The sequence below is a fragment of the Paenibacillus phytohabitans genome (assembly GCF_013141775.1).
GTDB lineage: Bacteria > Bacillota > Bacilli > Paenibacillales > Paenibacillaceae > Paenibacillus_AQ > Paenibacillus_AQ phytohabitans.
Window position 1 is genome coordinate 1 of record NZ_WHOB01000067.1, and the last position, 21,214, is coordinate 21,214.

Sequence of the window (21,214 nt, forward strand, 5' to 3'; positions counted from 1 at the left end):
GTTGGACTTTCACCAACTAGATAATGCGTGCCTCTGGGCACGCTATAACAAAAAACCTCCTTGCGGAGGTCTGAGCATATACGCTGATTTAAGGTGTCGGCATGCCGCCATTAGCATTCAAAGTCTCGCCGCTGACATAACTGGATTCCTGGCTGGCCAGAAATACGTAGGCCGGGGCCATTTCAGCTGGCTGGCCGGGACGTCCGAGCGGTGTTTTGGCTCCAAAATCCTTCAGCGCTTCCTGCGGCTGTCCGCCGCTTACCTGAAGCGGAGTCCATACAGGTCCAGGTGCTACAACATTAACCCGGATTCCCTTGGCGGCTACCTGCTGAGCCAGCGATTTGCTGAAGGTGTTGATTGCGCTTTTGGTGGTGGCATAATCCAGCAGAATCGGCGCAGGCTCATAAGCCTGAATGGAAGCAGTATTAATGATCGTACTGCCCGGCTTCATATGCTTCACCGCTGCTTTACAGAGCCAGAACAGCGCATATACATTGGTCTTGAAGGTTGCATCGAATTGCTCGGTGGTCAGATCAGCGATATCCGGTACAAACTGCTGCTTGCCGGCGATATTGGCCAGGATATCAATCCCGCCCAGTTCTTCCACGGCCTTCGCAATCAGCTGTTCGCAGTACTTCTCGTCCTTCAGATCGCCCGGTACAGCAACGGCTTTGCGGCCGGCTTCCTCCACCAGCTGAACAACTTCCTTCGCGTCAGCTTCTTCCTCCGGCAGATAGGCAAGAACCACATCAGCCCCCTCACGGGCAAAAGCAATGGCTACCGCCCGCCCGATTCCGCTGTCCGCTCCGGTGATCACGGCCTTGCGGCCGGTAAGCCGTCCGCTGCCGCGGTACGTTCCCGCCCCGTCATCGGGACGCGGGTGCATCTTCTTCTCCAGGCCGGGACTCGGCTGCTGCTGTTCAAACTCCGGCGTAGCTTTTTCATACTGCTTCGCAGGGTCCTGAATCGTATATTGATCGCTCATTGTGTATTCCTCCTCTGTAGGCTTCTGACTCTTTCTATGTAACCAGCTTCCCATTTTCCTAAACGAATTATGTATGACAAGGAATATGAAAAAGCCCCCTGCTAAATAAGCAAGAGGCTTAACACTTCCCATTCAACCCTTCTTAAAACTCTTCGTACACCGCCGGGTCCTGATCCCACAGTGGTCCGGTTGTCGGAAGTTCCGAGATTAGCTTCATCTCTTCATCGGACAGCGTAAAGTCAAAAATATTAATATTCTCCCGCTGATGCTCTTCCGAAGAGGATCGCGGAATTGGAACAGCACCCAGCTGAACATGCCAGCGCAGAACAATCTGTGAGATGGATTTATGATGAGCGGCGGCAATTGCGCCGAGCTGTTCATTCTTCAGCAGCTCCGTGCCGCGTCCCAGCGGACTCCAGGATTCTGTAATAATCCCGTGTTTCCCGTGGTAAGCACGCTGCTCTGCCTGATTGTAATACGGATGCAGCTCAATCTGATTGATGCTCGGTGCTACGCCAGTTTCCTGAACCAGACGGTCCAGATGCTCCGGCAGGAAATTACTTACCCCTATCGAGCGGATCAGCCCCTGCTTCTGGGCATCGATAAGTGCCTGCCATGCTTCTACATACAGGTTCACCTTAGGATTCGGCCAGTGGATCAGATACAGATCATAATAATCCAGCCCTGCCCGGTACAGCGATTCCTGAACGGTCACGATCGCTTCATCATACTTATGGTGACGTCCCGGCAGCTTGGAGGTAATGAACAGCTGGTCTCTTGGCACTCCGCCCTGCCGCACCGCTTCCCCGACAACGCCTTCGTTCTCATAGTTAAATGCTGAATCGATCAGGCGGTAGCCCAAATCGAGGGCAGTCTTCAGATGCTGTACTCCCTCCGTGCCTTTAATCCACGCGGTTCCAAAGCCAATCGCAGGCATATTCAACCCGTCGTTCAACAATACTTCTGGAATGTGATTAGCCATAATGATACAGCCTCCTCTATTAAGATAGTTGCTTACATTATCGCAGAGAATGAGGGGAATATCAAAAAGCCCATATCATTATTCTCATGATCTGCTATACCAGGCGGCTCTCCAGCGGGTAGCATATACCCCTTCCTTCAGATAATTAAACGGTACTGCCTTCCGCCGTAATTCCGGCAAATAGCGGATCAGGTTCAGATCTTCAATAATCCAGACTGCACCGTCCTGATCTCTGGTATCTACAAACTGCAAATCCCGGCTGCGCAAATATTCCACCAGGTTAAATCCGGAGCCGGAGTCCCCGTCCTCTCCCGTTCCAGAACTGTCGGCCGTTAGGCCCTGCCAGTAAGGAAGCTCCAGACCCGCATCCGCTTCCAGCAAGCTAAGCTCCTGCTCCAGCACCGCCTGTCTGTCTTCTTCCCTGCTTCGCATTTCTTCCGTCCAATAGTCCGTCAAATTCGGCTGCCGGCTGATTTCCTGATAAAAGAATTCCGCCGTCTCCTCTTGCGCTTGCTCCGCAGCAATGAACCCCTCCGGCTCCGCCGCTGACCCCGGAGAGCTCGAATCTTCAACACCAGGTTCCCGTTCAAGCTCCTGCCATTCCCGCCGGATCTGCGCTGCCCTGTTTACGATAACCGTCTTCAGCGCAGGTTGTCCGGCATTCCCGTCATCCGCATCCGCCTCCTGCCGGTGAAGCTCACGGGGAATATCGAGTTCCTCCAGTCTGCGGAACAGCGACTGCAGCGCCTGCTCCGGATTCCGGAAATATTCACCGCCCCGCAGCCGCACAAAACTCCAGCCAAGGCGTTCCAGTATGGCTTGTCTGTCCATATCTTCCTTAAGCTTCTCTGCCGGATGCCATTTGTCTCCGTCGCATTCCACCGCCAGACGTCTCCCGCCGCCTTCAACAACCATATCAATCCGGTACGCCCCTACTTTCCATTGAGGCAGTACTCTATAGCCTTCATCCAGCACCCGCCGCATAACCTGCCGCTCGAATTCGGATTCCAGTACAGGCTCATGCTGTTTATACGCTGCATCCGCTGCATACGGATTTCTGACATACTCAATTAACCGTTTCCGCAAATCCCCTTCTTTGAGCTGGGCTACGGAATCAAGTGAGTGCACCAGCCATAGCTGGTCACGGGCGCGGCTCACAGCTACGTTATACCTTTTCTTGGTGCGGTTTCCCGGATCAGAGATGAGGCGCAGAGGCACAGCTTCCTCTGAAGCGTCCACCATGGACAGGAACACAATATCGCGCTCATCCCCCTGAAACTGGGCGGAGTTGCCGCAGCGTATCTTCCGCCGCTTGTATTCCGTTGCCGGAATATACTTCTGCAAATACTGGTCAATCAGAATGGCCTGCTCTTCGCCAAGCAGCGTAATCACGCCAAATGTAGCATCCTTGTATTCTTCCAGTTGGATAGCAGACAGAATTAGCGAAGCAATGGCCTCTGCTTCTGCCTCATTGCGTTTACTGTTCCGGTTCCCGCCCTCAACCCGGTATTCTACGGTATACGGTTTCGTGGTTACTCCGCCGGCATCGCGGAGCGGAAGAATGGAACCATTATAGGAGAGCAGGTTGCTGAACTGGATAATCGGCTCCACACAGCGGAAATGCTCCCTAAGCTGCGTCATGCCCGCGAATGAGGTTTTGGCTAAGTCATAAATTGAGGTGCTGCCGTCATAAAGTGCGGCATTGGGAATCCCCTCCAGATGGGCATCCATCAGTCTTCTGGTCTCATCCAGCCGCTGGCCGATGGCTTCCGGGCTCACCTGCTCATCATCGCCTACCACAACAATTTGTGTACCCAGATACAGTGCTGTCAACGCCATAATATCTGCCTGGCTGGCTTCATCCACGATAACCACATCGAACCTGTTCTCGGACGGAGTGAAGCTGTCGACCACTCTGTATGTGGGCATAATCCAGACAGGAACAGCCGTCTGGCAGACCGGCATCAGCTTCCGGGCTTCGGCAAGCAGATGGGGAGCCGCTTTTCCCGTGCGCTTGCCGGCTTTTTTCATCAGCAGCTTCCAGCCGTGAAGAGCATTCTGCTGCTTCAGCGTAGTTTTCCGGGCAAGCGCCAGCCAGGCCTTCTTTTCCACTAATTGAAGTGTGGCCGCTTTGAACTTTTTACGAATCTCCACCAGTTCTTCTTGAAGTTGTTGTGCGGAGATGCCCGCCCGCTGATCAAGCTCCATATCCAATTGTTTAAGCAGCCAACCCGCTTCAAGTCCATTGGGGGCCCGGTGCTCTCCGTGGATCCCGCTTCTGTCCCTGAGCGCCTCCGCCCAATCCGGAGCACTCTGCTGCAGCCGCTCCAGCCATTCTTCCCTTTGACCGATCCGCGCGCTTTTATCCCATAATTGCTGTACTGCCTGATACGCTTGCTCATAGGACTGCGGATCCATCTGGGCTACACTCTCCTGCAGCCGGCGGGCTATAGCGGAACGGGAATCTGCCAGCAACTCTGCAGCCCTGCCTGCTTCCGCAATCTGCTCTTTAACTGTTCTCCATTTCTCTGCATTAATATTGGCACCTATAATAGAAGGAAGCTCTTGCTCTACCAGCTCCCGCATATGAATCCAATCCATATGTTTGCCTACGGTCATAGGCTTGGCGTTCAGCAGAACATTCCACAGCAGCCCCTCGCTCTCGAGGGATTGAAGCGGCGGATCAAAGCTTGTCTGCCGCCAGTCCAGCAGGCTGCGGATCTCCTGAATAATGTTATCCATATACTCTTCGGGCTGCGGTCCGAACCGGGCCAGATCATATCCGCCCCCGTCCGTAACCTGACGCTTCCAGCGGATGACGGACTTGGCCCGCTGCGCCTGATACGTACCGACAGTAAGCAGAGCGTCCAGGTAGGCAGCGTTGACCTGTTCAATTCCTTTGCCGGTAGGCACAATAAGATCGCAGGCCTTCTTCCACGGTCTCTTAAGCAACAGCTGGAACGTGCTCAGCTTTCCCCCGTCTTCCAGATACCGCTTCATCTCCTCCAGTACAGGCAGCAGCGGCTGCAGATCCGTATCGGCCAAATGTTCAAAGCCATATTTGTATCTGGCGGTTCTCGCAAGCCGGTATAGCTCAAGCCACTTCTCCACTTCTTCCAGCAGATCGGTCCAATCGTGCTTATCATTATCTTTTGCCGAGATCAGATTCAGCTTCCAGTCCTCCTCAGTAACGGCACCAAACGCCTCACGCAGCTGCTGGAGAGCGGCGTTCAGCTTCCCGGGATGTACAGCCATACCGGGCTTGAAGTAAGGAAGATGTCTGACGGTATCTGCAGCGGCAAGTGCCTGATATTCCAGCACAAGCTCATGGAAAATTTCAGGAGTGACAGGCAGTTCTATACGATTGCGTAAGTACCGGAATTCCGCTTCATCCAGTGTACTGATTTCCCCAGAGCTTCTATATAACTGTTCCAGCTCGTCAGGGGTAAGCGGACAAGCCTGTCCGGCGGCTATCCTTCCCGGCACCAGCTCCATCGTATGCCGGCCTGCGGAGATCATTTTGGCAGCTGCGGATGGATCGAAGGAAGTGCCAAACATAACAATAGACCGGTAATCATTCTCTCTGGAGAGCCGCAATCTGTCTTCAATGCCTCTGATCTGCTCCAGAATGGATTTGCGTCCGGCAGTCAGCTGCTCTACTTCCGCTTCCGTCTGTTCAATGGATATGGAGCTTAAGGTGGAAGTAATCTTATCGATGGAATTCTCCAGCTGCTTCTGCCCGCTGGCATCATCCAGCACACTGACACACAGATCCTGAAGCGGCCTTGCCACCTTGTCACGCAGCACGGCGAGTGCCCTTGAGGTGTGACTGGTGACCAGTACGCTTTTGCCTTCCGCCAGGAAATGGCCCAGCAGATTGGCAATCGTATGCGTCTTCCCGGTACCCGGCGGGCCCTGCACCAGAACAGAACCGTATCTGCCCAGCTTAAGAGCAATATCCAGCTGCTCAGAGTTCGCTTCTTTGGTGAACAGAATCTCTTCGTTCTCACCATTCACATTCAAATTCGAATACGAAAAAACCTGCGTTCCGTCTGAAGCCTCCCCCGGATCAATGCCGGTAATTCTGGCAATCGCCTGGGGGAGTTCCTCTCTATCTTGTAAATCCTGAATAATCTCTTCGAACGCATGATCGAAACCGGCCGACCGCTTGCGCAGGAAAATAACCGGTTCTCTCCGGATATACACTGCTGTCTTGTCCTGAGCCGGTTGTGCAGATGTTCTATTATAAGGAATAAACGCAGTCTGGGCAGACAAGTATCCGGATACTTTGCGCAAATATTCATCCGTATCCGTGAAATCCAAGGGGGAGCATGCAGCCTCGAGCAGATCCGCGGTGCATTTCTTAATCGACCCCGGACTGACTTCAGGCACATCTCTGAACAAGGAGCCATGAAATTCGGGGGCGGCTTCGGAGGCTATAACTGTAAATTCGGGTCCCTCTGGATCGAACACAAGCTCGATCCTCTGTAGCAGCACCGGATGGTGAATCGTCTCCGGTGTAAGCTCCCAGTGCAGAATCCCGTCGCCGATCATCAGCTCCACAGCGTCCCGCTCACGCTCAATCCACGAATAGAGCATGTACAAATCCTCGAACAGCTTAATCGTTCTGCGGACAGGCCACTCCCGCTCCTGCCAGGCCTCACGCTCCTGAGTCCAATTCTCCCAGAGCCGCACTCTCTCTTCGTCCTGATCGAAACGTTCAACATAAGCCTCATATTCCCCGGAATCCGCAGCTTCCCGGTAGCTGTCCATGCTCTCCAGCCGTTCCGGGCGGGTATGAATTTTCTCCCAATCCGGCTTCAGCCAGCGCTGCAGCAGCTCCGGCGGCTTCGGACAGGCGGTCCGGTCAGGCCGCTTCACGCGAAGCAGAACCTCAGGCATCTCCTCGTCTATACGTTCAGAGGGACTTATCCCCTCTGTGAAATCACAGGTCACATTAGAATGAACCGGCAGATCCGCAAGGGACTGCGACCATAACTGCCCGGATATATGCTTGATTATCGGCTGCTTCAGCTGGTGCAGAGCCTGCAGATAGGTGAATACCTGAATAAGCTTCTGTTTCGCTGCGATTCGCTGATCTTCACTAATTCCCATACAAAGCCCTTCTTCTCTGTCCTTTTGCGACAAAGATCCTGTTTTTTGAACTAATTATAATATAATCGGCCAGGTTAAAATACCCGTATTTCCATACCAAGTAGAAACGGTACCGTCCTTTAAAGGACCGTACCGTTTCAGCGAGAAATAGAAGGATAATTTATCATCTGAAACATATAAATTCATATATTTTCAAATAACCCCGCAAGGGGGGCTTTAACTGCGATGTTTAATCAGGTTCTTTGTGTAGACCCCATATTATAATTATTTCCAAAAAAAGAGACGCGGATCCCCCGCGCCTCTCATCAGCTTAATCTGCTTTTTCAATTACTCTTCTATAGAAAATCCGCCCGTGCCGGTGTAAAAGCATCCAACAGAACGCCGTCATCCTCCAGCGGGATACAGCCGTGAAGCACATTGGACGGGAAGTGGATACTGTCGCCAGCCTTGACGGTCTGTACATCCTGCGTTTCACCGTCATCGATCATGAACTGAAAGCTGCCCTGCAGCACATAGGTAACCTGTTCATGCACATGCTTGTGCAGCGGGATTTCTCCTTCCTGGGCTTGGGCGAACATCACCTTCGTATACATGATCTGGTCGCTGTGAGCGAGCACCTTACGGGTAGTATTGCTGTCTACAGTTACAGCCTGAATCTCTTGATCGTGATAAAACATAAAATAATACCTCCTATTCAATAGTCACTAAATCGATTTAGTTAGTGTGCAAAAAAATTAATGGAACCAGCGGAAAATCCCCCATAGGATAACCGACAAAGAAGTGAAGTCCGGGTCAGCGAATGTTACCCCTTCAGCTCCCAGGTAGGAGAACAGCGGCAACGTAAGAGCAGGCAGCAGACACAGCAGGAAACCGTTCAGACAGCTGGAAATGACAGCCCCTCTGAAGCCTCCGCTGGAATTCCCAAAGATCGCAGCAGCACCGCCGGCCAGGAAGCAGGCCATAATTCCAGGAACAATTACCGGCAATCCAACGAGCGGGAACAGGAACACGCAGGCCACACCCGTAAAGAAGCTGACCAGGAATCCGACCAGAGCGGAATTCGGCGATTTGTCGAACAGGACCAGGACATCCACACCTGGGATTGCGCCCGGAGCGAACACTTGGGAGAAGCCTTTGAAGGCAGGGACGATTTCTGTAGTAAACAGCTTAACACCGGCTTTGGCGATATACAACCCGGCGGCGAAAATTGCAGCCTGCTCCAGAATGAAGACGATATATTCCTTGCCATCCGATAATTCGTTAACAAAATCAGCACCGGCGACGAGTCCTGACACCAGCAGCAGCACCAGCATCGTTAAGGTAGTAGCCACATTGGGATCGCGCAAAAAGCTGATCCGGTCGTTAATCTTGATGTTCTCCGTATCATTCTCACGGTTGCCGAACACTTTGCCCAGGTACGTACCGATGATGTAGGAGGTCATGGAAGCATGAGCGATGGTATATTCATCCGACTTGATGATGTTCCGGCTGGCATTGCGCAGCAGATAAGGAAATACCGCCATGTAACTGCCTATGGCCAGGGAACCGACAATAACAGTCACTACTGAGCTTAGTCCCAGACCTTTCATAACCGCAGTAGCGGCGAAGCTCATGAACAGAACAAGGTGCAGAGACAGATAGATGTATTTGAACTTCGTTACACGCGCAAGCACAATGTTCAGAATCATGGAGAACAGCAGGATCAGCGCAGCGTCTGCTCCAATCTGATCAATGGTCAGCGCCATGATAGCTTCGTTACTCGGCACAACACCCTTGAGGTGGAAGGCATATGAGAACATTTTGCTGAAGTTGGTGAGCACGCCGCCCAGGATACCGCCGCCCACTTTGATCATGGTGAAGCCCATGAAGGAAAGGGTTGTGCCCGTAATAATTTCAGGAATCTTCTTACGCTGAAAGATGAGGCCGAGAAGCGTCACAATGGCAATAATAATCGATGGTTCTTTGATAATACTCATAAACATATGCATGGCGGGTCTCCAACTTCTTTCTCAAAGTTATAGTTTTAAACTCGTTACTAAATCGATTTAGTAGAATTCCAAAAAAATTTGATACTCCCGTAAACCATGAAACAACATGCGTTATCATTGTGCAATAAAACTACTTTGTTTGTTTGTGAACAAAATCACAACCACAATCAAACGCTTCACTCATTTACCGCCATCCGGTACCCCCTCTTCAAAAGAACACGCTATCATTGTTAAAAACAGGAACAATCAGGAATGCAAGGGTATTCATTACTCGAATCATACGATCATTATAACGTGATATCTGCTTTTTGCAACAGAAAAAATAAAACCGTTTCCAAAGCAAAAAAAAGACTTACTCTCCTTCTCCGGTTCTGTCTCCGGTCCAAAAGAAAGTAAGCTGCGCGATTCAATAATCTATGCCCTTAATCATTCAGTCCAGCGTGCGGACCGATTCCCTATGGTTAATCTCAGGGTTCAAACGAACCAGCTCGGGCCGCCCTGCCTGCTCCTCTTCCTTCTGGTCAATTAGATCCAGCAGCAGCCGGGCGCTCCTCTTCCCCATTTCAAAGCTTGGCTGGGATATGGTCGTAATCGGCGGATTGTAGAAGGAAGCAAAGGATACATCATCGATCCCGATCAGGGAGAAATCCTCCGGTATGCTTAAGCGGTTATTCTTGGCGTAGATCAGCACCTGCTCCAAAATCATGTCATTGGTGGCGATGATGGCAGTAGGCGGATTGTCCATATGGAACAGCTGCCCGATCAGCGCCGGCATTTCGTCCAGTCTGCCGCTTTGGATATAGCTCTCATTCACCGGAAGACTATGCTTCTTCAGCGTACTTCTGTAACCGGACAAGCGCTCAACCCGCGTGGTAATTGCCTTTTTGCCAAGCGGAAAGGTGATGATTCCTATTTGGGTATGGTTATGAAGGACGAAGGCTTCGACTGCCAGCTCGCTGGCTTTCTCGTTATTGAGCAGTACGGTGTCCACGCTGATATCGTCTATTTTACGGTCAACAAATACAAATGGATATCCATTCTTAACCAGCGAGGAATACATCTTCTTATTCTCTTCCGTCGGAAAAATAATCAGGCCGTCCACCTGCCGCGCAATCATCGACTGAACGTATTTCTTCTCCTTGAGCGGGTCATCATCGGTGTTGCAGACGATCACCTGCACCCCCTTCAGCTGGCATTCATCCTCGATGGCACGCACAACCTCCGTAGTGAATTTCGATAGAATGGTTGAGGAAATCACGCCTACAATGAACGTCTTCTTATGCTTGAGACTGCGGGCCACCTCGTTGGGAATATAGTTAAGCTCTTCAATGGCCTCTTCAATCTTCTTCTTCGTATCCACACTCATATAGTTGAATCTCTTGTTCAGAAATTGCGAAACCGTACTTTTGGATACCCCTGCAAGTTCGGCAACTTCCTTCATCGTAACTGCCATGATCCAGCCCCCTACAACACTTTCCCTTATGCAAAAAGACACTTCGCCCGTGTGCCAAAGTGTTTTCACGACGCATGTGAGTTCTACTGTATTATATACTTTCTTGGGCGGGTAGGAAATCAGGCATAAATTTGCCCAGGCCGGAACGACACAGTTTGTTCAGAGTTCATATCTTTAAGCGAATCGCGGGATCTTTCTGCAGCCGGCAAAGCGATAAATCATAAAAGTTGTACGTTTTGCAACTTTGATTCAATCATATCTGTGTGTTTAAGAGAATTGTTGTATTTAGTGCAGGATTTCAAGTCAGTGTAACTGACTGCCGCCAAAAGGATCGCAGGAGGACTTCTACCAGTCCTCCCCCTCAACTAATCAGGCCTCGTTAAGCCGGGCCAGATGCCGGTACTGCCATTCACGCTCCTGCGTGACGGCGAGTTCCGCTCCGTCAGGGGCCGCCGCGGCATGAACAGCCTTAGCGGCATAGGTTGCGGCATGCACTGCGTGGGCGGCAACATGCGCAGTTGCCGCAGCATGTCCGGCTGCGCGGGCTGCAGCGCAAGCCTCTGCCGGACCGGCGTCACGGGCCGCTGAATGAGCGGCAAACGCTGCCTGGCGGGCTGCGGCCATCTTAAGCTCACCGCGCACCCAGGCGCGTCCTGCTTCAACCGCTTGCCGCGGCCGCTGGTCTTCCGGGCATGCTGCCTCCAGATAAGGCAGCACGCGCTCGGCGCAGTCGGCAGCCCAGAGCGCTAACACTTGATGATTACTTGTGCCTGCAAGCGCGGCGATGGACTTATCCAGTCCGCCCGCGGCCAGTTTCGCTTTCACTATATTCCTCCCTTGGAAGAAGGCCGGAATCTTCCAGCGATTCCGGCCCTTCGGTTAGTATTCATCTCTATCAGGCATTGTCAGGCGGAAGCTTGACCAGCACAGTATAATCCATACCGGATTTCAGACCTTTAAGAATACCATCCTCCACTAACTGGCCGTCCAGATAGACCTCTGTCTTGGTCACCCCCGCTTCACGCTGCATCTTGATGTGCAGCCCGGCACCTCTGAAGTTACGTTTAACCGTAACCTCCTGCCAGCCGGAAGGGAGCTGCGGCTTCACCTGCAGTCCTTCGCGCGTGCCCTGGAGTCCAAACAGGCCATCTATCAGGCAGCGGTATACCCACGGAACGGTGCCAGTATTAAACAGATGGCTGGAGCGTCCGGCAGTCTTCGGGAATTGCTTGTAAGCACCGCGGTAATAATTGGGGATGAAGACAGGCAATTGGCCCCGTCTGATGATATCCCCGATGTCAGGTCCCGGGAGCATTTTGCGCAGCAGGCGGTACGCCTGATCCTGCTCTCCCACCGCATACAGGCCATAGATATAGAACGCTGCGGCATGATTATAGACTGCCCCGTTCTCGGCAGTGCCCGGATGCTTCTGTGTGACCCGGCCTACATCCTCCCGCATGGCGGTATAGGAGGGTGCCAGCTTTTCAACCCCATATGGTGTCTCCAGCTGTTCCGTGACCGACTTCATTAGCTTCTCCCGCTTCTCTTCATCGGCCGCACCGCTGAGCAGCGCCCAGCCTTGCGGATTAATGAAGATCCGCCCTTCCTTATCCTCACTAATTCCGAACACGACATTGTCATCGGTGATTCCCCGTGCGTACCACTCACCATCCCAGAAATACTGATTGACGACCGCATTCGTCTCATCCGCCGCAAGGCGGAATGCCTTGCCAGCCTCCAGCCGGCCGCTGTGACCGCAGATATCCGCCCAGATCATGCAGGCATACGCCGTAGCTATCGTCAGCCATCCGGATACTCCCTTGCCCCGGTAACCTACCATATTCATCGGGTCACACCAGTCACCCTGATTGATATAATTCAGACCCCGTTCATCCCGCTCATGAATCAGCCAATGCATCGCCCGGTCAATATGTTCGAAGACTGATCCTGTTTCCTCATTCCCCGCATAAGGGACAACCTCTTCCAGAATGCTGTAATCATCCGTCTCATCCAGATAGGTACTGAGGCAAATGGGCAGCCAGACACAATGGTCCGTATGCGGGACCTGATTAATATATTTCAGTTCAGCAGCCTCATGCAAAATAATGCCATCCGGCATAGCTCCGCTTACCGCCTGCTGGCTTAGAGCAGTCAGAAAAGCCTGCCTGGCTATCTGCGGCTTAATATAACTCATGCCCATATTATCCTGCAGATAATTACGGGTCTGGGGGTCTGTCGTCAGGCGGTTCGTCTGCCCGTGATAGTACATCTGCCGGGGCAGCCAGTGGTTGACCAGATTATCAAGATCCGCATCCGGAGTCGTGATCTCAATGCAGCCTCTGCCTTCGCGGATGTATTCCGCGTATTCACGTTCCGCAAGCTCGAATCCGTCTTCGCCGTCGGCATCCGCATTCTGGAACATCCGCTGGCGGATATCAGCGATCTCCTGCTCTGTCTGAGCCGGACCGAAGATGAACCGGTATTCGCGCTCTTCACCAGCCTCGAGGCCGAGCCGATATTGCAGAACGGCAACCGGCGATTCGTAACGGGATTCTCCCCGGGATAGCAGACTGCTTCTCAGCGCTGACGGCGAGCTGATCCCGCCCTCCCCTTCGAATGCTTCCTGGTTCACCTCCCAGGATGCCGGAGCGTGATCAGCCAGCAGGAAGGTTTTGTCCTTCAGGTGTTTGATTCTGTCGTATTCCTGATATTTCTGGTAAGGCGTAATGGCTGTAGCGACGATGCCTTGCAGAGCTTCCTTATATTCGCCGGACTGGTTCATCCATGACATGTAGCCGATGGTGAAGTAGGGATAGATACTTATTTTCCGTGGAGCAGAAGACAGATTGGTTACCTTCACCCGCCACAGCTCCATCGGCTCATCCTTGGGCAGGCTCAGCGTCATCTCGATGGCGATACCGCTCTTCTCTATTTTCCACACAATATTATGTTTGCCTACAGCAAAGGTATAGTGATCAGGGGGCATACGTACGGGTTCATACGGGGCAGAGAATAGCTCACCGCTCTCCTCATCCTTCACATAGACAAACCGGCCGGGATGGTGGGCATAATAGGGCTGCTCCGGCTGCATGAAGGTCTTGGCTTCCAGATTCGGGGCATAGGAGTACTTGGCAGGCTCGGGCTGCATGAACTGGGCTACCGCATACCCGCGGCAATTCATATGAATCATCATCCGCTCATTCCATAGAAATCCTGAAGCCTTGGGCAGAATTGTCGGGCTCGACAACTCATAATACTCGTTATCTTCAGATGCTCTTATCATTCTCATGCCTCTCTTTCCAGGTTTATAATGCGCTGATGTACCTTCTCTATGTTCAAGAATACGCTCTCATAGGTTACACGGCAAGTCTATGAGATTAGATTCATTTTCATCATTTGGGTTTGTATAGTAGAATTAGCCCAAGTATCCAAGTATAGATGAGAGGTGTATCCGATGAAGGAACAATACCTGGCAAGACTTGAATTGTTCGCTGAAAATGCACAGAGAATCAAGAAAGAATTCCCCTGGCAAAATGCTCAGGTGAACCGCCTGGCCGCATTGCTCTACACCGTGGAGAACAAAACAGCCGATCCTGAAGCGATCCGTGCGCACCATGCGCTGATCAAGGAGAACACCCGGATGTTCTCTTCCTTCCGCGGGACTTCCGCCATCAGTATTGCCACCCTGCTCTCTCTTTCTGCTAAACCGGAGCAGCAGCTTGCCGAAACGCTGGCCGTCTATGAGCTGATGAAGGAGATCAAATTCAGGGCTTCTGACTATCTCGTCATTGCCGCCTATCAGATTGCTGCCCATACAACATCCGAGCAATATATCCGGGTGATCGAACGCACGAAGGCATTCTTCGATGGTATGAGAGCGAAGCACCCTTTCCTGACTGGACAGGATGACTATATCTTCGCTGCCATGCTCGGAATTTCCAATATCGGAATCGAGCACGGAGTAGAGCGCTTGGAACAGCTCTATGTTGCTCTGAAGCCTGAGTTTTTCTCCGGCAACAGCGTTCAGGCTCTGACACAGGTAATGCTGCTTGGGGAGGAAGATGGCGGATCTGCAGAACGGGTGCTCAGCCTGCGCGAGTCCTTCCGTGCACAGGACATCCGGATGGACAAGGAATATACACTTCCTTCGCTTGGCATCCTGTCACTGCTCCCTTATGAACAGAAAGAGCTGGTAAGCGATGTCTCGGAGACGTATGAGGTACTGCGCACCCGGAAGGGCTTCGGAAATTGGTCGATTAACAAGCAGGAGCTGCTCCTGCTGTCTGCTGCACTGGTGTCCTATACGTATGTAGACGACGTGAAAAGCGGCATTATCACTTCCGCGTTATCTACCAGCCTTACCAACATCATCATTGCCCAGCAGACGGCAATAGCGGTTGCAGCCGCATCTGCTGCTGCCGCTTCGTCTGCTTCGAATTAGATTCATAGGCCTGCCGTGTGTGGCAGAGACCGGTTATGTGATGGAATTCCTGCACCAAATACAACATTTTCTTCGAAAAATCGGCCGTAAACCAGAATTGTTGCACAAAATACAACAGTTCTTCGGTTTCAGCCAGTATGACGGGAAAATTCTTGTATTATGTACAACAATACTCCTAAACACACGGGTAACTATGAGCCAAAGTTGCATTACGTACAACATAAGGCCGATACAGTGTTTACCTAAAAGTCTCAATTCTGCCGGGATGTATTCCGGCGACATTTCTATAAAAGTGGTTCCAGAAAAAGAGCCCGTCCCCAGTTTATTGGAGACAGGCTCTTGTATTATCCTCTAAGCTTCCCCTGCCTCCTCCGGACGCTCACGCTTGCCAATGCCGAAGGCATAATAGCCGGCAACAACAATGGCCAGGAACGAAGCCCCCACAATCAGCGACAGGTGTGTGTCCGGGTTGAACCACATGCCGACGATCACGAGCGACAGGAAGATAATGATAATGTAGTTGCTTATCGGGAACAGGCGCGACTTGAACGGATGATCTGCCATTTCGCCCTTCCACTTGTCGCGGAACCGGAACTGGCTGAAGGCCAGGGCGAACCACGGAATCATTCCCGGAAGCACACTGGCGCTGTAAATATAGAGAAACAGCTTGGAATCCGGCATAAGGTAGTTGAACAGCACCCCGACCAGCAGCAGGGAGATGGTTGTAATAATACTGTTTCTGGGAACTCCGCTTGCCGAGACCTTCCCGAAGAACTTCGGAGCCTGCCCGTTCTGGGCCAAGGTGTACAGCATTCTGCCCGCACTGTAGATTCCGCTGTTGCAGCCCGACATGGCCGCTGTCAGCACGACAAAGTTGATGATGCCCGCAGCGCCGACAATTCCCACCTTGGCAAAGGTCATCACGAATGGACTGCCGATTCCGCCAATTTCGTTCCATGGATAGATTGTTACAATGATGAAGATTGCCCCCACATAGAAAATCAGGATACGCCAGATGATATTTTTGATCGCTTTTCGCAAAGTACGCTTAGGATCCTCGGCTTCCCCTGCAGTAATGCCCACCAGCTCAATCCCCTGATAGGCGGCCGTGACAATACAGAGCGCAAACAGGAAGCCCTTCAGTCCTCCCGCAAAAAAACCTCCATGGCTGTACAGGTTCGACAAGCCGAGCGGCTGTCCGCCGTTCCCCAGACCAAAGAAGATCACTCCGGTTCCAATCACCAGCATCACGACAATGGCGACCACCTTAATCATCGCGAACCAGAATTCAAACTCCCCGTACAATTTCACAGCTGCCAGATTGGCTGCCGCAATAATACCTACACCAATCAGAGCCGGAATCCACTGCGGTATGTCCGGGAACCAATATCCCACGTAAATCCCGATTGCAGTAACCTCCGCCATGCCTACAGTCACCCAGAGGAACCAGTAGCTCCAGGCAGTGAGAAATCCGGCCAGCGGACTGATGTATTTGTGGGCAAAGGTGGCGAAGGAGCCGGTGACCGGTTCGAGCACCAGCATCTCCCCCATAATCCGCATCACAAAAAACATGATTATTCCCGCCAAAAGATAGGCCAGCAGCACGGAGGGCCCCGCCCACTTAATCGTACTTGCAGAGCCCATGAATAACCCTACGCCAATCGTACCGCCGAGTGCGATCAGCTCGATATGGCGCGGCTTAAGCCCTCTTGTTAACTGTTTCGTTTCCAAAAAAATGCTCCCCCTCATATATGTTCCTTGCCTATGTAGAACGCAAAACTATCATAGTATGTCAGAATCATTGTAAGCTGTGACATACATTAACGCAATGCAGAATTACTCCGCCAAAAGTTCGGTCGATTGTAACAAGAAAATTAGCTGTAAACCTATACATTTTGTTTCATAGTGTTATAATCACTTTGATTTATTCACAAGAAATAAGAAAAACAGAAGCAGGTGATCAGATGTTTGAACTTAAATGGCTGTGGCAAAACCTGGAGGGCAACCGGGCACGGTATATCGTGGCACTTTGTCTCTCGGTAGTGGGCTCAAGTCTTACGATTGTGAACCCGTACCTCAGCCAGCGCATCGTCGATACGTTTATAGCCGGCGACCATGCAGGGCAGAATCTTGCTACAGAGAGGGGTCTGCTCATCGCGCTCTGCCTGGGCATGATTGGCTTTTCCCTGCTCCGTACAGGTCTGGCTTATCTAACGACCATGCAGTACGAAATATCCTCCCAGAATATGATGTACAACATCCGCATTTATTTGTACAACAAGATTCAGGGGCAGGACCGGGAGTATTATGACCGCAACCGTACCGGTGATCTTATGACCAAGATGACAGGCGATCTGGATATGGTCCGGCATTCGATGGCGTGGATTTTCAAGACGATCATTGAATCGCTCACTATTTTTCTGGCGGCCGTTATTTATTTCCTTACGATTGATGTCCAGCTGACGCTGTGGATGCTGATTCTGTCGCCACCGATTTTTGTCGTGGCCTTTATCTTCGCCAAACGTGTCCGTCCCATGTACATTGATCTGCGCGAGCGGCTGTCCCAGCTTAACACGACGACCCAGGAGAACATTTCAGGCAACCGTGTAGTCAAGGCTTTCGCCCGTGAAGAGTTTGAGATTGCCAAATTCACGGAGAAGAATGTCAACTACTCTGTGGCGAACAAGAAGGCGGCCCTAGTCTGGCTTGATTACTTTCCTTATCTGGAATCCTTCGCCCAAGCCTTCAACGTCATCCTGATGCTGGCGGGCGGTTACTTCCTGATGCACGGCCGGATCACCTTTGGTGAATTCGCGGCCTTCTCTTCGCTTATCTGGGCGGTATCCAACCCTATGCGCAATATCGGGATTATTATCAATGATATCCAGCGCTTCTTTGCCAGCTTATCCAAAATCGTTGATATCTATTATGCCCGCCCCGCTATTGTGAACGAGCATAATGTCACAGAGAGCCGCCGCTATGAGGGCCGGATTGAATTCGAGCATGTCCGGTTCAAATATGACAGCGCTACCGTGCTGGATGATCTGAGCTTCACGATTGAACCCGGCGAAACGATCGCCATTATGGGCGCGACAGGCTCAGGTAAGACATCGCTGATCAACCTGATCCCCCGGTTCTACGATGTGGCCGGAGGCCGCGTGCTGGTAGACGGCAGAGATGTCCGTGAGCTTGAGCTTGATGAACTGCGCGGGAATATCGGGATGGCTACGCAGGACGTCCTCCTGTTCTCCGATACAATCGACGGGAATATCGCCTATGGTGACCCCGAGCTTACGGAAGAAGAAGCACAGGCCTATGCCGGCCTCGCAGCAGCCCATGACTTCATCGTCAAAATGCCGGAAGGCTATGACACGGTAGTCGGCGAACGCGGTGTCGGCTTGTCCGGGGGACAGAAGCAGCGTATTGCGCTTGCCCGCGCGCTGGCGGTCCGCCGTCCGATCCTGATCCTGGATGATACGACGTCTGCGGTCGATCTGGAGACGGAGGAGCATATTCAGCGGAGTCTGCGTGAGCTGGAGTATCCCTGCACGAAGATTATCATTGCACAGCGGGTATCCACTACCGCCCAGGCAGACCGCATCCTGATCTTAGAGGGCGGCCGTCTGATTGAGGAAGGCACCCACGCCGAGCTGCTGGCCAAGCGGGGGTATTACTACGATGTATTTATGCTGCAGAACGAGGGCATTGGAAGGCAGGTGACCGAGAGTGGCCAGGAATAAATTCGATGTCGATGAGAATCTGGAATCGCCGTTTAATATTAAGCATTTCCGGCGGGCCATGGTCTATATCAGACGCAAGAAGAAACCGATGATTCTCGCATTCGTGCTTAGCGCCTTGTCGGCGGCTATCGCCCTATCCGCCCCGCTGATTATGCAGCATGTGGTAGACGTGACCATTCCCGCCAAAGATATGGGCGCGCTGGTCGGCTGGTCCGCGCTGATGCTGGTGACCATTGTTGTCAGCGTAATTCTGGCTACCATCCGCTCACGGATCATGACCAGTGTCGGGCAGGATATTATCTTCGATATCCGTACCGATCTGTTCAAGCATCTGCAGGATTTGCCGTTCAAATATTACGATGACCGGCCGCAGGGTAAGATTCTGATCCGGGTTGTTAACTACGTCAATGCTGTATCCGACGTATTGTCGAACGGAATTATTAACTTTATCCTGGAAATCGTGAATCTGATCTTCATCGCTGCCTTCATGTTCGCCGTTGATGTCCGGCTCTCCTTCGTCATCCTTGCCGGACTGCCTGTATTCCTCGGTGTCATGCTGCTTATCAAAACCCGGCAGCGCCGGGCATGGCAGGCGGTATCGAACAAAAGCTCCAATCTGAACGCCTATCTGCAGGAAAGCATCAGCGGGATCGGCGTGACCCAGATGTTCTCCCGGGAACAGCGCAATGAGGGCGTCTTCACACGGCTGGCCGGTAATTTCCGCACGGAATGGATGCGGGCACTGCGTTACAATACGCTTATTCCGTTCACTGTCGATAACTTGTCTACCATGGTTACGGCAATGATTTTCCTGGTTGGCCTGCTGACTCTGAACCCGCAGAGCATGACGCTTGGTGTCATTCTCGCAATGAGCAGTTATGCCGCCCGCTTCTGGCAGCCGATTCTCAATCTATCCCAGCTGTACAACAACTTCATCAATGCGGTAGCCTATCTGGAGCGTATCTTCGAAACGCTGGATGAGCCGGTTACCGTCAGCGATATTCCCGGGGCGAAGGAGCTGCCGCCCGTTCAGGGCCGGGTCACCTTCGACGATGTAACCTTCGCCTACGATCCGGGGCTGAACATCCTGGAGAACATCTCCTTCGATGTCGCAGCCGGAGAGAGCATCGCCCTGGTCGGTCCGACCGGTGCAGGCAAAACTACGGTCGTCAATCTGATCTCGCGCTTCTATAACCTTACCGGCGGCAGAATCCTGATCGACGGGCAGGATATCGCCGGGATCACGCTGAAATCGCTGCGCAGCCAGATGGGGATTATGCTGCAGGACAGCTTCATCTTCTCGGGAACGATTCTGGATAATATCCGCTACGGCAGACCGGATGCCACCGAGCAAGAGATCATCGCCGCTGCGAAGGCTGTCTGTGCCGATGATTTCATCCGTGAATTCGACCAGGGCTACCTGACGGAGGTCAACGAGCGCGGCTCCAAGCTGTCCCAGGGACAGCGGCAGCTCATCTCGTTCGCCAGAACCCTGCTGGCCAACCCGCGCATTCTCATTCTGGATGAAGCCACTTCTTCCATTGATGCGCAGACCGAGCGTCTGCTCCAGAAGGGTCTGAATGAGCTGCTTAAGGGACGTACGTCGTTCATCATCGCGCACCGGCTGTCCACCGTGAAGAACTGCGACCGCATCATGTATGTCTCGAATAAGGGCATTGCGGAAAGCGGCTCGCATGATGAGCTGATCGCCCGCCGCGGCCTCTACCACCGGCTCTATACGGCGCAGAAGATGGAAGCATAAACCTCCCCCGCAAAAATAACCCCACAAAGTGAGGCTCCAGTTTCGAAGCTGACTCAGGTACTTTGCGGGGACCCCAAAAATTACCCCAATAATTTAGTTCTTACAGCACCAAAAAGCTCAAGCCTATTAACGGGCCTGAGCTTTTTTTCTTATTTTCACACCTGAATATAATCTTCCCTAAGCATACTGTATATCTCCAGATCGACAATTCCTTTGCCTGACCATAAGGCGGCTTGCCGCAGCATCCCCTCCTTGATGAAGCCGGTCTTCAGGAGCACCTTCTTGGACGGTTCATTCATCAGCATGACTTCGGCCTGAATTCTGTTCACCTGAACCTCCCTGAAGATATAATCCAGCAGGATTTCAACAGCCTTAGAGGCAATGCCTTGCCCCCAATGGGCTTCCGCCAGGAAGTAGCCGATCGTCACCATATTCACCTTCTGATTGAAATCACAGGCTTCAATAATTCCGAGCAGACGACCCTCCTCACCACTGGCAAAGATCCCCCACTTGACCCTTGATCTTTTGGCGTAGTCCCGTTCAAAATGTCCTATCATATTGCTGACTGTAGCCTTGTTATGCTTCGGAATGATCCCGCAATATTCAAAAACTCTATCGTTGCTGTAAATATCAAACAGCTCGTCCAGATGAGTCTCTTCAATTCTGTTCAATACAAGTTCATCTGATCTTAGTACAGGAAAACGTTCAAATACAACCTCCACATTCATTCCCGCCACTCCATTCTCCG

Annotated in this window: 13 protein-coding genes; 3 read left to right on the forward strand and 10 right to left on the reverse strand. The window is 52.1% G+C overall.

Annotation, left to right across the window (positions count from 1 at the left end; all coding sequences use genetic code 11):
• Positions 1–88: 88 nt before the first annotated feature.
• From GC101_RS22380 to GC101_RS22415, 8 genes are all read right to left on the reverse strand, one after another.
• Positions 89–985 (reverse strand): SDR family oxidoreductase, encoded by an 897-nt coding sequence (locus tag GC101_RS22380; protein ID WP_042210599.1) that lies wholly within the window; start codon positions 983–985, stop codon positions 89–91.
• Between the two features lie 142 nt (positions 986–1,127).
• The gene (locus GC101_RS22385; RefSeq protein ID WP_171719076.1) at positions 1,128–1,967 is read right to left on the reverse strand and encodes an aldo/keto reductase; all 840 of its coding nucleotides are present in this window, start codon (positions 1,965–1,967) and stop codon (positions 1,128–1,130) included.
• Positions 1,968–2,051: 84 nt separating this feature from the next.
• Positions 2,052–7,082: an AAA domain-containing protein gene (locus tag GC101_RS22390; protein WP_171719077.1), complete on the reverse strand. Its 5,031-nt coding sequence runs from the start codon at positions 7,080–7,082 to the stop codon at positions 2,052–2,054.
• Positions 7,083–7,417: 335 nt separating this feature from the next.
• Positions 7,418–7,759, reverse strand: coding sequence for a cupin domain-containing protein (locus GC101_RS22395; protein WP_042133628.1), 342 nt, complete (start codon positions 7,757–7,759; stop codon positions 7,418–7,420).
• 57 nt (positions 7,760–7,816) lie between these two features.
• Positions 7,817–9,070, reverse strand: coding sequence for a PTS ascorbate transporter subunit IIC (gene ulaA, locus GC101_RS22400; RefSeq protein WP_039292428.1), 1,254 nt, complete (start codon positions 9,068–9,070; stop codon positions 7,817–7,819).
• A 430-nt stretch (positions 9,071–9,500) separates the two neighbouring features.
• Positions 9,501–10,523 carry a LacI family DNA-binding transcriptional regulator gene (locus GC101_RS22405; protein ID WP_171719078.1) on the reverse strand — a complete coding sequence of 341 codons (1,023 nt, stop codon included), beginning with the start codon at positions 10,521–10,523 and terminating at the stop codon, positions 9,501–9,503.
• A 369-nt stretch (positions 10,524–10,892) separates the two neighbouring features.
• Positions 10,893–11,348 (reverse strand): putative immunity protein, encoded by a 456-nt coding sequence (locus GC101_RS22410; protein ID WP_343049808.1) that lies wholly within the window; start codon positions 11,346–11,348, stop codon positions 10,893–10,895.
• A 70-nt stretch (positions 11,349–11,418) separates the two neighbouring features.
• Positions 11,419–13,806: a GH36-type glycosyl hydrolase domain-containing protein gene (locus tag GC101_RS22415; protein WP_171719079.1), complete on the reverse strand. Its 2,388-nt coding sequence runs from the start codon at positions 13,804–13,806 to the stop codon at positions 11,419–11,421.
• Positions 13,807–13,977: 171 nt separating this feature from the next.
• Between GC101_RS22415 and GC101_RS22420 the strand changes: the two genes are divergently transcribed.
• Positions 13,978–14,964, forward strand: coding sequence for a DUF4003 family protein (locus tag GC101_RS22420; RefSeq protein ID WP_171719080.1), 987 nt, complete (start codon positions 13,978–13,980; stop codon positions 14,962–14,964).
• A gap of 351 nt (positions 14,965–15,315) precedes the next feature.
• Here the strand turns inward: GC101_RS22420 and GC101_RS22425 are convergent, their stop codons facing one another.
• A complete protein-coding gene (locus GC101_RS22425) occupies positions 15,316–16,695 on the reverse strand; it encodes an amino acid permease (protein WP_171719081.1) in 1,380 nt (459 codons plus the stop codon).
• Between the two features lie 233 nt (positions 16,696–16,928).
• Here GC101_RS22425 and GC101_RS22430 point away from each other — a divergent pair, with 233 nt between their 5' ends.
• Together GC101_RS22430 and GC101_RS22435 are read left to right on the forward strand one after the other, a co-directional pair.
• Positions 16,929–18,704 (forward strand): ABC transporter ATP-binding protein, encoded by a 1,776-nt coding sequence (locus GC101_RS22430; protein WP_042133617.1) that lies wholly within the window; start codon positions 16,929–16,931, stop codon positions 18,702–18,704.
• The gene (locus tag GC101_RS22435) at positions 18,691–20,466 is read left to right on the forward strand and encodes an ABC transporter transmembrane domain-containing protein (protein WP_171719082.1); all 1,776 of its coding nucleotides are present in this window, start codon (positions 18,691–18,693) and stop codon (positions 20,464–20,466) included. The genes GC101_RS22430 and GC101_RS22435 overlap by 14 nt, the downstream gene beginning before the upstream one ends.
• Positions 20,467–20,621: 155 nt before the next feature.
• Here GC101_RS22435 and GC101_RS22440 read toward each other — a convergent pair whose 3' ends face one another.
• Positions 20,622–21,194: a GNAT family N-acetyltransferase gene (locus tag GC101_RS22440; protein ID WP_171719083.1), complete on the reverse strand. Its 573-nt coding sequence runs from the start codon at positions 21,192–21,194 to the stop codon at positions 20,622–20,624.
• Positions 21,195–21,214: the final 20 nt, after the last annotated feature.

Coding starts and splice junctions, on each gene's coding strand:
- GC101_RS22390 (WP_171719077.1), bottom strand. CDS start 7,082: ATGGGAATTAGTGAAGATCAGCGAATCGCAGCGAAACAGAAGCTTATT.
- GC101_RS22440 (WP_171719083.1), bottom strand. CDS start 21,194: ATGAATGTGGAGGTTGTATTTGAACGTTTTCCTGTACTAAGATCAGAT.
- GC101_RS22415 (WP_171719079.1), bottom strand. CDS start 13,806: ATGATAAGAGCATCTGAAGATAACGAGTATTATGAGTTGTCGAGCCCG.
- GC101_RS22385 (WP_171719076.1), bottom strand. CDS start 1,967: ATGGCTAATCACATTCCAGAAGTATTGTTGAACGACGGGTTGAATATG.
- GC101_RS22395 (WP_042133628.1), bottom strand. CDS start 7,759: ATGTTTTATCACGATCAAGAGATTCAGGCTGTAACTGTAGACAGCAAT.
- GC101_RS22405 (WP_171719078.1), bottom strand. CDS start 10,523: ATGGCAGTTACGATGAAGGAAGTTGCCGAACTTGCAGGGGTATCCAAA.
- ulaA (WP_039292428.1), bottom strand. CDS start 9,070: ATGCATATGTTTATGAGTATTATCAAAGAACCATCGATTATTATTGCC.
- GC101_RS22380 (WP_042210599.1), bottom strand. CDS start 985: ATGAGCGATCAATATACGATTCAGGACCCTGCGAAGCAGTATGAAAAA.
- GC101_RS22420 (WP_171719080.1), top strand. CDS start 13,978: ATGAAGGAACAATACCTGGCAAGACTTGAATTGTTCGCTGAAAATGCA.
- GC101_RS22430 (WP_042133617.1), top strand. CDS start 16,929: ATGTTTGAACTTAAATGGCTGTGGCAAAACCTGGAGGGCAACCGGGCA.